The sequence below is a fragment of the Streptococcus danieliae genome (assembly GCF_013415245.1).
Classification (GTDB): domain Bacteria; phylum Bacillota; class Bacilli; order Lactobacillales; family Streptococcaceae; genus Streptococcus; species Streptococcus danieliae_A.
Genome location: NZ_JACBXX010000125.1, coordinates 1 through 13,810 on the forward strand (window position 1 = coordinate 1; position 13,810 = coordinate 13,810).

General features: G+C 44.1%; 16 protein-coding genes. 5 read left to right on the forward strand and 11 right to left on the reverse strand.

What is annotated here, in order from left to right; all coding sequences use genetic code 11:
• The 4 genes from HZY94_RS05245 to HZY94_RS10355 form a co-directional block, all read left to right on the forward strand.
• Positions 1-695, forward strand: a 695-nt coding sequence (locus HZY94_RS05245) for an IS256 family transposase (RefSeq protein ID WP_179925306.1), incomplete at its 5' end; no start/stop codon positions are given.
• Positions 696-968: 273 nt separating this feature from the next.
• Positions 969-1,406 carry a MarR family winged helix-turn-helix transcriptional regulator gene (locus HZY94_RS05250; protein ID WP_179923304.1) on the forward strand — a complete coding sequence of 146 codons (438 nt, stop codon included), beginning with the start codon at positions 969-971 and terminating at the stop codon, positions 1,404-1,406.
• A 62-nt stretch (positions 1,407-1,468) separates the two neighbouring features.
• The gene (locus HZY94_RS05255) at positions 1,469-2,014 is read left to right on the forward strand and encodes an NADPH-dependent FMN reductase (protein ID WP_179925307.1); all 546 of its coding nucleotides are present in this window, start codon (positions 1,469-1,471) and stop codon (positions 2,012-2,014) included.
• Positions 2,015-2,656: 642 nt separating this feature from the next.
• A complete protein-coding gene (locus HZY94_RS10355; protein WP_373683181.1) occupies positions 2,657-2,815 on the forward strand; it encodes a transposase in 159 nt (52 codons plus the stop codon).
• Between the two features lie 372 nt (positions 2,816-3,187).
• Here HZY94_RS10355 and HZY94_RS05265 read toward each other — a convergent pair whose 3' ends face one another.
• Genes HZY94_RS05265 through HZY94_RS05275 form a run of 3 tightly spaced genes read right to left on the reverse strand, consistent with a single transcriptional unit; the run spans position 3,188 to position 5,963 of the window.
• Positions 3,188-3,940 carry an NADPH-dependent oxidoreductase gene (locus HZY94_RS05265; protein ID WP_179925308.1) on the reverse strand — a complete coding sequence of 251 codons (753 nt, stop codon included), beginning with the start codon at positions 3,938-3,940 and terminating at the stop codon, positions 3,188-3,190.
• 8 nt (positions 3,941-3,948) lie between these two features.
• A complete protein-coding gene (gene yaaA, locus HZY94_RS05270) occupies positions 3,949-5,343 on the reverse strand; it encodes a peroxide stress protein YaaA (RefSeq protein WP_179925309.1) in 1,395 nt (464 codons plus the stop codon).
• Entirely contained in the window at positions 5,343-5,963 is a 621-nt protein-coding gene (locus HZY94_RS05275) for a copper homeostasis protein CutC (protein WP_179925310.1), read from the reverse strand. Before HZY94_RS05275 ends, yaaA begins: the two co-directional genes overlap by 1 nt.
• A 166-nt stretch (positions 5,964-6,129) precedes the next feature.
• Here HZY94_RS05275 and HZY94_RS05280 point away from each other — a divergent pair, with 166 nt between their 5' ends.
• On the forward strand, positions 6,130-6,981 hold the full coding sequence (locus HZY94_RS05280; protein WP_179925311.1) for an excalibur calcium-binding domain-containing protein: 852 nt from the start codon (positions 6,130-6,132) through the stop codon (positions 6,979-6,981).
• 44 nt (positions 6,982-7,025) lie between these two features.
• On the opposite strand, the gene HZY94_RS05285 is transcribed toward HZY94_RS05280, so the two are convergent.
• The 8 genes from HZY94_RS05285 to HZY94_RS05325 all read right to left on the reverse strand — a co-directional run bounded on the left by HZY94_RS05285 (position 7,026) and on the right by HZY94_RS05325 (position 13,798).
• The gene (locus HZY94_RS05285; protein ID WP_179925312.1) at positions 7,026-8,477 is read right to left on the reverse strand and encodes an alanine/glycine:cation symporter family protein; all 1,452 of its coding nucleotides are present in this window, start codon (positions 8,475-8,477) and stop codon (positions 7,026-7,028) included.
• A gap of 3 nt (positions 8,478-8,480) precedes the next feature.
• Positions 8,481-9,374, reverse strand: coding sequence for an RluA family pseudouridine synthase (locus HZY94_RS05290; RefSeq protein WP_179925313.1), 894 nt, complete (start codon positions 9,372-9,374; stop codon positions 8,481-8,483).
• On the reverse strand, positions 9,364-9,825 hold the full coding sequence (lspA, locus tag HZY94_RS05295) for a signal peptidase II (protein WP_179925314.1): 462 nt from the start codon (positions 9,823-9,825) through the stop codon (positions 9,364-9,366). Before lspA ends, HZY94_RS05290 begins: the two co-directional genes overlap by 11 nt.
• Positions 9,818-10,723 carry a LysR family transcriptional regulator gene (locus HZY94_RS05300; RefSeq protein ID WP_179925315.1) on the reverse strand — a complete coding sequence of 302 codons (906 nt, stop codon included), beginning with the start codon at positions 10,721-10,723 and terminating at the stop codon, positions 9,818-9,820. Before HZY94_RS05300 ends, lspA begins: the two co-directional genes overlap by 8 nt.
• A gap of 568 nt (positions 10,724-11,291) precedes the next feature.
• The gene (locus HZY94_RS05305; RefSeq protein ID WP_179924359.1) at positions 11,292-11,618 is read right to left on the reverse strand and encodes a MazG-like protein; all 327 of its coding nucleotides are present in this window, start codon (positions 11,616-11,618) and stop codon (positions 11,292-11,294) included.
• A 345-nt stretch (positions 11,619-11,963) separates the two neighbouring features.
• The gene (locus HZY94_RS10520) at positions 11,964-13,223 is read right to left on the reverse strand and encodes an N-acetylmuramoyl-L-alanine amidase (protein WP_228064560.1); all 1,260 of its coding nucleotides are present in this window, start codon (positions 13,221-13,223) and stop codon (positions 11,964-11,966) included.
• The gene (locus tag HZY94_RS05320) at positions 13,198-13,428 is read right to left on the reverse strand and encodes a phage holin (protein ID WP_179925316.1); all 231 of its coding nucleotides are present in this window, start codon (positions 13,426-13,428) and stop codon (positions 13,198-13,200) included. Before HZY94_RS05320 ends, HZY94_RS10520 begins: the two co-directional genes overlap by 26 nt.
• Complete coding sequence (locus HZY94_RS05325) at positions 13,415-13,798, reverse strand: hypothetical protein (RefSeq protein ID WP_179925317.1); 384 nt, start codon at positions 13,796-13,798, stop codon at positions 13,415-13,417. Before HZY94_RS05325 ends, HZY94_RS05320 begins: the two co-directional genes overlap by 14 nt.
• Positions 13,799-13,810 lie beyond the last annotated feature (12 nt).

Below are 13,810 nucleotides of genomic sequence, written 5' to 3' on the forward strand. Positions count from 1 at the left end.
ATTTGGATGGCACTTATCTCCCATTACGTCGGACTTCTGTAAGTAAAGAGTGTATTCATATTGCCCTTGGAATTACACATCAAGGTTATAAAGAAATCCTTGGATATGAAATATCACCAAATGAAAACAATACAGCCTGGTCTGATTTGCTTGAAAAAATAAAGGCTAACGGTGTTAAACAGGTATCCTTATTTGTGACAGATGGTTTCAAAGGCTTAGATCAAATTATTTATCAAAATTTCCCACTGGCTAAGCAACAGCGCTGTTTAGTGCATATCTCCAGAAACATCGTAAACCGAGTAAAACTAGTCGATCGAAAAGATATCTTAGATGATTTTAAGATGCTTCATAAGTGCGAGAATCGTTCTCATGCACAAGAAATTCTGACAATCTTCATGGAAAAATGGGGTAAACAGTATCCGAAACTGATTCAGAAAATAGCTGATATAGACAATCTTTTAACCTCTTATGATTTTCCTCCTAGCATTCGATCCAGTATCTATTCCACGAATTTGATTGAATCCATGAATAAGCAGATTAAGAGACAAACCAAGAAGCGAGTTGTTTTTCCAAATGAAGAATCTTTAGAACGTTGTCTAGTCGCCTATTTTGAAGAGTACAATTTGAAAAATGAAGACCGCTCACACAGAGGTTTCAGTGCCTGTTGTGACACCTTAGAATCGTTTTATGAATAGTTACTAAGAGCAGTTTCCTTTTTGAGCCTCATTTAGTTTAAGAGAAATTTGGATATGGCGTAAAGGCACGCTTCGCTTAAAGCCTTGACACCAATCCCTATTTCTCTTGTTATCCAACTAGGCTCAAAAAGGAAATCCTTACAATTCCTTGCCCGATTAATACACACTTTCAAACTCTGCTTTGGAGTTTACACAAAATTCTTGACACACCCCTATAGATTCGCCAATGGCTTTTAATTGTACTAATTAGTTATTTTTTGCTACAATGAATTCATGAAAGAATTATTTGAAAAAGAAGCTTTAGATTTAAAAACCATGATTGTGTTTCGAAAGGCTGATCGCTCCATCCGTTGTTTGGAGCAAAAAGCTGCGCGGGACCACAATCTCACTCCTAGCCAGTTCTCGGTCCTTGATACCCTCTATGCCAAGGGGAAAATGCGGATCCAAGATTTAACCGATCGCATGTTAGCGACCTCGGGGAATATGACAGTGATTATTCGGAATATGGAACGAGATGGCCTCATTACCCGCGTTTGCGATCCTTCGGATCGCCGGGCCTTCCTGATTGAATTGACTGCTCTAGGCAGGGAAACGATTGAAGCCATTTATCCAGAGCATGTCGCCTATGTCAAGGAAGCTCTTTCGGTTTTGGACCAACAGGATAAAGAGGATTTAATCCGGATTTTGAAAAAATTTAAAAATTTGAGCTAAATTGTTGCTAATTAGTAATAAATGTTCTATACTAGCACTTGTAAAGAAAAGGAGAACAAGAAATGAAAAATATTCTATTTATCGTCGGATCTCTACGCGAAGGATCGTTTAACAAACAAATGGCTACCGCTGCTGAGCAAGCATTGGCTGGTAAAGCAACTGTTAACTACCTGGACTGGAAAGATGTTCCGGTCTTCTCACAAGATTTAGAAGTTCCAACACCTGCTCCTGTTGCGGCTGTCCGTGAAGCTATCCAAGCTGCAGATGCGATCTGGATCTTCTCACCAGTCTACAACTTCTCAATTCCAGGTTCTGTTAAAAACCTGTTAGACTGGGCTAGCCGTGCCTTGGATCTATCTGATACAACTGGAGCTTCTGCCTTGCAAGACAAGGTTTCAACAGTCTCCCTCGTTGCCAATGGTGGACACGAGCAAGCTGCTGAAGTCTACCGCAACTTGATGCCATTTATCCGTACAAAATTTGTGGACCAAATCACAACTTCACGCGTCAACGACTCAGCTTGGGTCGACGGTGCCTTCGTCCCATCTGAAGAAGTCTTGGCTGACTTGAACAAACAAGCTGAAGCCCTCTTGGAAGCTTTAAACTAAGCGATTACCAATAGCCAAAAAACCTTTGCAGATAATTGCAAAGGTTTTTTGGCTCTATAATAAGTTGTGTGGAAAGTTTGTACTCCACGCAACTTTTTTGTAATTTAGAATGCAAAAAAAGCAATTCCTAGTAAACGGATAAGTGGAAAAACATCAGAATAGGAATTGCTTCCTATGGGCTATAATACTCAAAAGTTGCTCGGAATTCAGGACCTAGGTATCACTTTTAGGGAAGATTGGCTTACTTTATAGTAAAGATAAACGAAATCGCCTTGCCAAAATTATTGGAGGTTCTTTAGATAAACGACCAAGCTATTGCCCCTCTTGTGGACTTACTTGGGAATCCACTAAGGATGTTTATGCCCACGGTACTATTCCTAAAAAGCGGCAGATTCAGCTAACAGAGGTTGATAATCAGCCAGTAGTTATCCGTCGTTTCAAGTGCCGTCCTTGCTTTGTTGTATCTTTTAACTCCATCTCAAAATTTTGGTGGGGTTAAAAGATACGACCAGTATGAGAAAGATTGCTTCAATCTGTAAAACAGGCTATCAAATTGTGTAGGGAGCGTCATTAGAATTAACGAAATATGTAAACAATCTGGCACCGAGGACTCTCCCTCGAGTATTAGCGAAGGAAGAGAGTATAGGCTTGGCCTTATCCGTACCTTATCATAATGGTCTCATTGAGGGGACTAACAATAAAATTAAGCTTCTGAAACGCTCTGCTTTTGGCTATCGGAAACATGAACATCTCTTTGCCAGAACTTACTGGATGCAGACTGCAGCTGTCCACTCTATCTAAAGAGCCCTCCCCTCTAAGGAGGAAAGGGACAGAAGGTTTGAACTAGCTATCAGTGTTTTAGATTTTCACAGTGGAGCTGTTAATGTGACCCTGGCTTCTAGAAATGAAAGAGATGCAAGACCCAGTGGTGTAAAGAATCCAAGCCAGCTGGCTTGGATTCGGGGGGAGTCGGAAAACTTCGGTTTCCGACTAAGGCACGGAACTCGTTAGAGGTCGCTGCCGTCCCCCACCAGAGGTCAAACTACTTCATTACAGTTATTAAAAACTAAAAATTATCAAAATCTATGATTATCAGTTTTCAGGGATTCCACACAAGAGTAAAAGAACCGGTTTTTTGAGTTGTTCTGGGCTCAGGTTCCAAGATCCACTATCCTATCTCGATTCTTTAAAGAAGCCTTGTTCCTGCAGAGCAGCCAGGGTTTCAGCGCGTTTGGCAGGGGAGGTTGCCATTTCCCGACTGACTTTTGTGGTAAAGGCTTCAAGGCGGTTGTTAGAGGAGCGTAGGTCATAGTATTGCTCAATGGCCTGATCATACTCTTTTAGAGCTGCCACCGGATGTTCCAGTTCCTGATAAACATTTTCCATATGGACAATTTCCTTGGGCAGGCGTGGTTTCTTTTCTGGATCTTGGTCTGGCCAGCCTAGGGCCAAGCCGACTGCCGGATAGACATAATCCGGTAGGGCCAGTAACTGGCAGAGGCGTTTGGGGTCATTCAGAATACTGCCTAGATAGACCGTTCCTAAGCCCATACTTTCGGCTGCTACAACCATGTTTTGGGCTGCAATCAGAGCATCTGAAAAGGCGGCTAAAAAGCGTTCTGGACTTCCTTGGACCAGAGTTGGAGCTCCCTGTTCTTGTGCCAGCTTGGTGTTCCGAGCCTGGTCAACCAAGAATACAAAAAGGTGCGGAGCACTCTCAAGGTAGTCCTGCTGGCCAATCTCAGCCAGCTCCTGTTTTAATTGTGGAGCTGTAATCCTCAAAATCGAGTAGGATTGCCGAAAATTACTGGTCGGTGCCTGTTGCGCAACTTCCACTAAAAGATCGACTTCCTCTTTGGTCAGCTCCTGCTTTTTAAATTTGCGAATACTGCGATGGTTTAATTGGGTTTGAATTGTCTCGTTCATAAATCCTCCTAGCTTTCTCGAACAAAAATCCACTCTTTAGTAGCCGATAGCTCAGCCTGATAGGCAAAACCGGCAATCGTCCGCGTCTTCAATTCCTCCAAATCATGAACAGGTTTTTCCGCTAAACTTTGGATAAGCAATCCCCGGCCCTTTTTGGAGATGGTGGAGTGTGTTTTGAGGACGCCACCCTTGTTTTCTTTAAATTGAATACGGATAAAATTCTCTCTGACTTCCTTGGAGAATACCTGCTCAAATTCTGACGAGAGCAGTGAAAGAACGGGATCGCTGCCAATCGCAGCATCAAAATGGGGGCGCCAGAATTGAGTCAGGCTTTGTCCCTCCACTTGAAGAGGGACTTGAAAATCCAGGCGGTGAGGAGCCATGGGGGTTAAAATGGGCACGCAACCATACAAGCTGGAGGTAATCCAAACTTGATTCCAAAAAGGATTGTCGACCTGAGTTCGGTCGATTTGCCGATACATCAGACCATTAAAAAGTTGGAGGGCCGGTTTAGTCTGAGCTTGACCGACTCTCAAAGCTTGAAAATGCTCCTCTTCTTCCCTAGCTTTATCTTCCTTCAATTTGAAAAAAGTCGACCAATTTTCAACTTCTTCCAGGGCCTGGAGCACTGTCTGACCAGCAGGCGACAGAGGTTCTCCTGAAACAAAGGTCCCCTTTAAGTCCAGCTCCTTGGCGGTAGGCAGTAAAATTTTCATCATCTTCCTTTCCAAAGTCAAATCTCCTCCGATGAGTTGGTAGGATTTGACTAGATGCTTCAAGATTTCCTCTAAGGAATGACTCCCATCCAGAGGAAAACTAATCCAATACTTCTTATTCATATGGTAACCCGGGTAGGCAGAACCAGCATCAACCAGGGCCGCAACCTGCTCAGATTTAAGACTTAGAAGCGTCACCGGTCCCTGTTTACGGGCATCGATTTTCTGCCAGTCAACTTCCTGCAACACCCCAAACCAGGTTTGTTTGCTGCCATAGCGAAAAACCGCAGCCTTGGGGAGCTTTTTCCAAAGAAAGGCCAGCTCCCAGCCCCAACGAGCTTTAACTAAATCTAATAAAGACTCAGCCTGAGCCGAAAATAAGCGCTGGGGCTGACTAATTTGACCCTCTATCTGGCTTAGTTTTTCCCAGAGGAGCTTCCGAACCTGGCCCACATAGGCCCCTTTGGCTGAAGGAAGAAAGGCCAGCTGGTAGTCGGCTTCAGCGACCGGATCCCACAAGCGAATACCCATCTCTTGCTGCTCAGAATTCCATTGGAGCTGAAGTTCGAGGTCTAGTTCATCTAAACCTTCTTGATACTGGTAGACCTTTCCTTGCTGGATAAAGCCCGCAGCCTCGAGTCGCTCTGTAACTATCGGATTTTGAAAAAAGTTTCTCCGCCAATCCATTAGCCAACAATCCTCGTTCCATGAAGTTGTGTCACACCAAAACGGTGGGCGATTTGGTCACGGTTATCCAGGGTTATCCCACCCCCTAGAATGATGTCAATTTTACCCGCTGCGCGTGCGATGATTTGGTCCAGGTACTCCGCATAGGCATATAGCTCCTGCTCCAGCGGACCACCGTGGGTCAGGATTCGCTGAAAACCAGCTTGGGCTAACCAATCCAGAGCTTCCAAACGCTGCTCCCAAGGAATCTGGTCAAAGGCCATATGAAAAACAGCCTCCCCATCCCCAACTGCTGCCAGCAGTCTTTGCAGACTGTCTTGGTCCAAACTCCCATCTTTCAGTAAGGCTCCAAAAACAAAGGAAGAAACACCCATTTCCTTGGCTTCTTGAATCTGGGCCACCATCAGCTCCACCTCCGCCACACTATAAACAAAGTTTCCAGCTCTGGGACGAATCATTAGAACCACCGGTAGTCCCGAGGTCACAACCTCTTGAATTACGGTCAGACTTGGTGTCAGACCACCAACAGACAGGTCACGACAAAGTTCCACACGTTCCGCACCAGCTGCTAGAGCCAGAGGTAGAGCCTCTAGATTTTCTGTACAAAATTCGTATAACATCCCTTCCTCCCCAGATTTTCTTCTCGTCTTATTATACAAGTTCTCCAATCACTTGTGTAGTCTCTTTCTCGGATTGACGGCGACTGGTTCTTTTCCTAAAAAATCATTGACTTTCAAGCTCTCAGGATTTATAATGTAAGCGGATACAAATTGAAAGGGAATTCTTATGAATCAAAAATCGAAAAAATGGATCGCTATTCTTCTTATTTTTGCAGCCAGTGCTGCCCTCCCTGATATACGAACCTTCTTAATCCTCGCCGGATTAATAGGCGGACTTTATTTTGCTTTTTGGAAAAAAACACCCCAACTTCGCAATCGCGCACTCGGACTTGCAAGCATCGGTATCCTGGCTGGATTGGTGGCTCCAAGCGAACAGACCTCTCAAACCAACCAGGTCCAGCAGGAACTAACCGCAACTCAGACACAACTAAACGAAACCAAACAAGAACTCCAAAAGGCTAAGGCTGAAGCTGACAAGGCCAAGGCTGAGCTCAAAAAAGAAACGGACAAAAATCAGAAAAAGGAACAGGCTGAGAAAAAGAAAAGCGAACAGGAAAAAGCTGAACAAGAAAAGGCCAAAAAAGAACAAGCTGAAAAACAGAAGGCTGAAGAAGAACAAAAACGAAAAGCCGAGGAAGAACAAAGAGCCCAGGAAGCTGAACAAGTTCGGAGCCAAGCCGATCAAGCTGTCCAAGTCCTAGAACAAAATCAGGTTCCCGAAAACATTGGTCAAGCCCAAGCTGCCGTCGATGCTGTTGGCGATCCCCAGCAAAAGGCCGATTTCCAACATCGGATCGAACTAGTCCGAGGAGCCATCCAGGCCCGTCAGGAAGAAGCCAACCGACTCGCCCAAGAACAACAGCAGGCTCAGCAACAAGCCCAAGCCGCCCAAACAGCACAATACTTCCCTAACTGTAGTGCCGCCAGAGCAGCTGGTGCCGCTCCAGTTTACCGTGGAAACCCAGGTTACGGTTCACACCTGGACCGTGATGGTGACGGAATCGGTTGTGAGCGCTAAGCGCAAACTAAGAAACCCAGATCATTAGACCTGGGTTTCTGTGCTTATTTTTCTTTGTTTCGGATACGATTTTCCCAATAAGGGACCTCTTCAATCCCCAATTCAAATGGATTGAAGTCAGGATTTTTCCCTTCCTTCTTTTGTTGTTCGTAATCTTTCAAGAGTTTAAAGGCTAACGGAGAGAGGAAGAGGATGGCTGTTACATTGAGCCACACTGTGATTCCACTCGCAATTTCCCCCATGGTCCAAGCCATTTGGCTAGAAGCCACACCGGAGTAAATCAGCATACCAACCATCAAGACTTGCATCACTCGTAAAGCCAGGGTCAATTTATCTCCCTTCAACAAGTAACGTAAATTGGTTTCAGCAATGTAGTAGTAACTCATCAGCGTTGTAAAGGCAAAGAAGACCAAGGCAAAGGCCACGAAGATTGGACCAAAAGAACCTAGAACAGTCGACAGTGCAGTCTGTGTATACAAGGCACCCGCACTATCCGCATTCGTATTGGCCAAATGGGCTACAACCGGAGTTTGATTGGCATCAAAAACATTGTAAGAATTGGTTAGTAAGATAACCAAGGCAGTCCCTGTACAGACAAAAAGAGTATCAATGTAAACCGAGAAGGCCTGAACCAAACCTTGTTTCACTGGATGTGAGATTTGGGCAGAGGCGGCAGCCGCTACTTGGGAACCTTGCCCAGCTTCATTCGAATAGACTCCCCGTTTGACACCATAAGAAATGGCTGCACCGACAAGACCACCAAAAACTGCTTCCATCCCAAAGGCTGATTTAAAAATCAATTGGAAAACAGGGATTACCTGGTTCCAATTGGCAATCACGATGACAAACACCATCAGCAGGTAAACTCCCGCCATAAAAGGAACAATAATCTCGGCAATTTTGGCAATCCGTTGAATCCCTCCTAAGACAATCAATAAGAGCGCTCCAACTACGAGCAGGGTTGACACAAGAGGCGGTACACTCAAGGCATTGTGCATGGCGACACTAATTCCATTCACCTGAATCCCAGACATCAAGAATGCAAATGAAAAGGCTAAAATGAGAGCCATTCCCAGTGCCAGTTTTTTCAACTTGAGTCCTTTTTCAATATAATAGGCTGGCCCCCCATAAAACTGACCATTCACTTCTTCTTTATAGACCTGACCAAGAGTCGTCTCTACAAAGGCCGAGCCAGCTCCAACAAAGGCAATCACCCACATCCAGAACACGGCTCCTGGACCACCAAAGGCAATAGCTGAGGCAACCCCTGTAATATTTCCGGTTCCGACACGGCCAGAAAGGGCTACCGACAAGGCTTGGAAGGACGAAATTCCTTGGCTCTCCTCAGGTTTCTCAAACATCACTCGCAACATTTCTGGTATCATACGAATCTGAACAAACTTTGTTCGAATCGTAAAATATAAGCCTGCTCCGATTAAGAAGGCCAAGAGGACCGGACTCCAAATCCAATCCGAGAGGGTTTTAACAATATACATCTATCAATAATCCTTTCTAAGCTGCTCCAAGGTCTCCTCAAAAATTTCCGGAAGCGGAGCTTTAAATACCATGGTCTCATCTGTGCTGGGGTGGGTAAAACCAAGTTGAGCCGCATGGAGAAATTGACCCCGACCCTTCAAGGTCTTTTTGGGACCATAAAGTGGGTCCCCTGCCAGCGGATGGCCGATGTAGGCCATATGAACGCGAATCTGATGCGTCCGACCAGTTTCTAGCTGCAATTCCACCAGACTATAATCCCCAAAACGCTCCAAGACGGTAAAACGGGTGAGGGCAGGCTTTCCATTTGCCTGAACAGCCTGTTTCTTGCGATCCTTGTCACTCCGACCGATTGGTGCTTCAATCACCCCTTTATCACTTGGTAAATTGCCATGCACTAAAGCCAGGTATTTCCGCAATGATTTTTTTTCTTTTAACTCTTGAGCTAATTTTTCATGGGCCTGATCATTTTTGGCAATCATCAATAAACCGGAGGTATCCTTATCAATCCGATGGACAATCCCCGGACGCAGAACACCGTTGATCCCCGACAAATCCTTGACATGAAACAATAGAGCATTGACTAGAGTTCCACTCGGATGACCAGGGCTAGGATGGACTACCATCCCCTGGGCCTTATTGACTACGGCCACATCTTGGTCTTGGTAGACCAGCTCCAGCGGCAAATCCTCAGCCTGAATATCCAAAACTTCCGGTTCCGGAAGCTGGTAGGAAATGATATCCCCTTCCACGACCGTATACCGCGGCTTTTTAGCCAGACCATTGACTCGAACGAGGCCCGCCTTGATTTGCTCATTGGCTAGGCTTCTAGAAAGTTCCGTGTTGTCAGCCAACACCTTGTCCAAGCGCTCTCCGCCTGTTTTTACCTTAAACTCCATCCTCATCCTCCCTTAAGAGATCCAAAATTAAAATAACAACTCCAACTGTTAAATAAGAATCGGCCAAGTTAAAAACGGCGAAGTCAATAAAGGTGAGCTGGAACATGTCCACCACAAAGCCCTGACTGGCACGGTCAATGAAGTTTCCAATGCCCCCAGCCATAATCAAGGCCAGGCCGACCTGACGTTCCCATTGACTGGACTTGGCCTTAATAAAGTAATAACCAGCTACTACCATGGCTAGGAAGGTTGTTAGAAAGAAAAACCAAACCTGTCCCTGGAGGATTGAGAAGGCAGCCCCCCTGTTTTGGAGATAGGTCAAATCCATAATGCCCGGCCAAAAGGTCAGCTGCTCGCCTAGCGCAATGTGGTCCACCACCCAAGACTTAAGAAGTTGATCTCCCAAAATCAAGGCTAAACCAAGTACCAACAGTATCATTTTTCTAGACATAACCAATCTCCTCTGCTGCTTCGACAAGCAATTCCAAAAAATCTTGGGCAATCGCTGAAAGCTCACTACCAGCTCGAAAGGCACAAACCATCGTATTCTTACGCCCCTCCTTGACCGGTAAGGCTACAATCCCTGGACTAACCTCCTGATCTAAAAAGCCCGATCCCGTCGCATAGCCATGCGTCCGCTTTAAAAGACCATTCAAGGTTGCCCGATCCGTCACCTCATACAGAACAGGACTAATCGAGGTATCGAAAAAGTTCTCCGAATAATAGAGGTACTCATCCTTCTCCTGGGTAAAACGAACGGTCGGGTAAATCTCCAAGTCGGACATGGAAATTTCTCCCTTCTCCACCAAGGGATGAGTCTCTGCTAGATAAATGTGGGTTGGAAATGAAAATAAGGTTTGTATTTCCAAATCCATTTGCTGCAACTTTTGCTGAATCCCCTTTTCATTCTGACTATTTAAATAAAACAGGCCAATCTCACTGTGCCCCTTATAGACCTCATCCAAAATCTGCAAGGTCGTTGATTCAAACAGCCGAAAATCCTTGTGCTCTGGCCACAGCTTAGCCAACTTGGTTAAAATATCTGGCAAAAAATCATAGTGCTGACCAGCAACAGAAAATTCACTAGACTCCTCCGTCGACTGGTACTGATTTTCTAAAACATCAAACTCCTGAACCAGACTCTTAGCCTTCTCATAAAAAGGCATTCCCCTCTGGGTTACGAAGGTTCCTGAATTGGTCCGGTTGAAAATCTTAAAGCCCAGCTCCTGCTCCAAATCCCTGATCGACATGGACAAACTCGGCTGACTGATGTAGAGCTTCTCCGCCGCCTCTCGAAAAGTACCACTATTGGCTAAAGCCACTACATTCCGCAATTGTTGAATATTCATCTATCTACCCATTTCAAAAAACTTCATTCTATTGTATCCTAATTAGACTGAAATTTCTAGCTCTACTGACGAAAAGGAGAATGGAATTCCTCGTTAAAACCAAAATGCTCACACCATTTCAGCAGGAATTCTATCTCTAAATGAATATTGCCTCCAAAAACCTCCCTTAAAGGCTTACAAGAGCACTTCTAAAAACAGATTAAATTTTGTATCTTCAAAAAATAAAGGGAAGATTCGGCAAATTTTCAGACAATCTTTCTCTCATTAAGCGACTTATTTGAGATTTTCTCCCTTTTACCAGAAAAAATCTGATTTTGATTTTCTTTGAGTAGAAATTCGAACACTTGAGCTTTATTTGTCCAAAAAGATAATTTTTCTCATAAAAAGAAGAAAAGCATTGGATGATTGGAATCCCCTTTCCTCTAGTTTGTTAAGAGCAAAAATCAAATACTCTTTCTATTTTGAATTCACAGGTTATTAGTTTGGCCTTGCCTAAGCTTTTCTTATACCTGCGTCTCACTATCTGATTTGTATTCAAAATTGTTTTACTATCAGATTGGACGTAATGTCATTGGTCTTCTCTTTTGATAGATAACAATTCTTCTTTACTGGTTAAAAACGCTTCTAGCTCTTTTTGAAGGTCTACATCTAGCCGTAGAGAGAGCTCTAACAACCACCATACATTCTCAGCCAATTTTGCTTCCAGTTGATAAGGCGTTTCATCGTAATAACGTCCTATCCGTGTCATAATCAGACGATTCAAATTCCCTATATCGTTGGATAATGCTAGCAGATCTTCCTCAACTGACCATTCAGAGCCATGATGTTCTCTTTCCAATACATGATAGGCTTGCCGAATAGCATGGCTACGCTGTATAATTTCTTCTAATGACATTTAAATCTCCTATTCCTATACATTGTTCTTTATGGGTAGTTAAACAAATAAGGCTCTCCGAAAACCTCGGAAAGCCTTATTTTCTGGGTGTTTAGAATACCTCTTTGTTAGGTCACAAAGAGGTGATAAAAAGGTTCCCCGAACCTTTTTATTTAGCGATTGGGTAAACAGAAACTTGTTTTAAATAACTATAGAAATCTATTCTGAAATAGCACTTATCTTCCTATTAAATAGGCAATCTGAGATACAAAAATATCAATAAAATCTCAATAGTTGATAAATATGGGTACCAAAGTGGGTACCAAAAAAGGCCCCCGGATCACTCCGAGGGCTACTTTCATATCACTATTTCTTAAGACCAGCGATGAGCTTATTCACTGTCTCATCGTCTAACTTATCCACATTTGACTTAGTTTGGAAATTATCAAAGGTTTTCTGTGACACCTGGATATGCGGAACACCTTGGTTCCAGAAATTCTCCGGATCCTTAGCATCTAGTAGGGCATAGAAGACTCCCCCTGTCATCAAAGCGATTCCTCGTTCTTTAGCTGAAATTGTAAACATAGCTGCTCCTCCATTCTTTTCTACTTTTGTTTCTCGAGTCTTCCCACTGGCTACTTCTTGAGCCATGCGAATTAGCTTATCAATATCAATTCCACCTGGACAAGCCGTTGCAACGACTTCCCTATGCATGATGATATGCAGTCGATCAATTGGAATACTATAACGGCGACAAATATCTGCAATCAATTTCGCTGAATTCTTGTAGGTCTCCTCTGCAATCTGCCAGCCCGGTGCTCCAGTTGAATTAAGGTGCTCGATGCCGATTGAACGAGCATTCATCTCCGCATTCCCTGCATGCCAGGCTGGGAAATTCTCACCTACACATCCCCAAATTTTGTCAGGAGTAACTTGATAATGAGCTGATGTTTCATTCCCGCTAGAGACATACCAAGTGCGACGTGCATTCTCATCGCTGGTTCCTGCATTGTGATGAATCACAATCCTGTCAATCTTGGCCCGAGTGCCTCCAGCGTACATGAGATTCGGGTCAATATCGGTAATGAGACCGCTGAATAAGTCCTCGCCTACTTTTTTCGGTTCCACAATAGCTTTTCCTTCCTTTTGTTTTTGGTTGGAATACGGTAATCTGAACCAGCCTGTAACGTTACTATAATCACGGTAGTTCTTGCGGGTATAGCCACCGCCACCAATTTCTAGCTGGTCATTAATCCCGTTTCCGTTATCATCTCGGTAGCCGTCGATATTCTGCTCAATTGTATGCATGCCATTCACATCGGCAGATACAACCACTCCGATATGCCCCCACGGGTGAGGATCATTCATGACAAAGAAATCTCCCGGCTCAGGCAAAAGATATGGATCGTTTGGATTGTTGTAAATTACAATCAAGCCCATTTCTTTAGCTTTTCGCAAGCCGTCAACGGCATTGACATAGGCGAGATTCTTTTTACCGTCGGTAAAATACTGCACAATACTATCAATCAAGGCCACACATTGACCACCGTAGGGATTGGTAGGGACTGTAACCTTCTTCCCTACCAAACTGTTGGTATAATTAACCACGTCCATTGCTGTTACCATTTTGCCCCTCCTTTCGATAATAGTCTAAAGTTGATACACCAACGACCGTCCCCAAAAATGCGGAAACGGCCGTCAGAATGTTGTTCAACGTTGATAAATCATAACCCAGCTCCCCACCGATGACGAAAATCAAGGTGTTTAGAGCTGGGAGAAAAATAAGCACCAGCCATTTGATGGCCTGGTACCAATCGTCATTTAGTTTCATGATCCTCCTCTTTCAAAGGTAATTCCGAAAATTCATGATAGAGCGATTCAATCTCACCATTACCACCCAAGTTCTTGTAAGATTCAAACAACTTAGCCATAGCTAGCTTACGGTCTAAGGTCGTATAACCTCGCATAATATCCGCTTTCATGTCATGAGCCAAGCGATAACTATGCAAGGTCTTCAGGCCACTCGAGTTTTTCAGAGCAGACTCCTGTATCTCTGAAACTCCCGACTTAACCTCTGCCAAATCTTCCATGATTTGGTTATTTTTATGACTATTAGCCCGAAGCTCTGAAATGATTTTGTGACCAACACCTAAAAGGGCTCCGACTACCGTCAAGAGCCCTGTAACTTCTCCCCAATTCAATGCTGATCCTCC